Raw genomic sequence first — 606 nt, 5'->3', positions numbered from 1 at the left:
GGCATGGCCTGGTGGTCCGTCAGTCGATCAGACGGAGTACTTCTCGTGGTCGATGCCCCGAGCCCACACGGACTCGAAGGCAGTTGTGCAGAGCTGGACTACCGCGGGCTCCTCGGTGTGCTGCGGGCCGAGGCCGGCGCCGTTGCCGTCGAAGAGGTTGAAGCGCACGAGCTCCCCGTCGAACAGCCAGAAATCGTTACCGGGAAGCGGGATGTCCGACGCCTGGCTTCGCGGCAGCCAGCGCACCAACTCACCGGCCGCAACGTTCACCTGAGTGATGTGGTGCTCGTAGCGGATGTACTCCGAGACCGGCTCGGAGATGATCTGGGCCCGCCGAACGGTGACACCGCGCGCGACAGCCCCCTGGATGGCTTCGGTCCAGTCGCTCCAGTACTCCGAGTAAGGGTCGACATCGACTGCCTCACCACGTCGCCACCGGACGATCTCCTCCGACTCCTCCATGATGCCGTACTGATCCCGCATCTCCAGGTGGACTGCCGAGTGCTGGGCAGCACCCAACAGTTCATAGAAGCTGGGCACGCTCTGCGGCATCGCACGCCTTCCTGAGAATCCGCCACATGTGGGGCGGGATACGGAACACCGCCT

1 protein-coding gene is annotated in these 606 nt (G+C 64.7%); it reads right to left on the bottom strand.

The genetic code is table 11. The features are described 5' to 3' along the window. Positions 1-27: 27 nt before the first annotated feature. Positions 28-552: a DUF6879 family protein gene (locus ABD323_RS43845; protein WP_344447586.1), complete on the bottom strand. Its 525-nt coding sequence runs from the start codon at positions 550-552 to the stop codon at positions 28-30. Positions 553-606 lie beyond the last annotated feature (54 nt).

It is taken from the genome of Kitasatospora nipponensis, assembly GCF_039528135.1.
In the GTDB taxonomy this organism is placed as follows: domain Bacteria; phylum Actinomycetota; class Actinomycetes; order Streptomycetales; family Streptomycetaceae; genus Kitasatospora; species Kitasatospora nipponensis.
The sequence above is the reverse complement of the archived record's forward strand: the minus strand, read 5'-3'. Positions and strand labels throughout refer to the sequence as shown.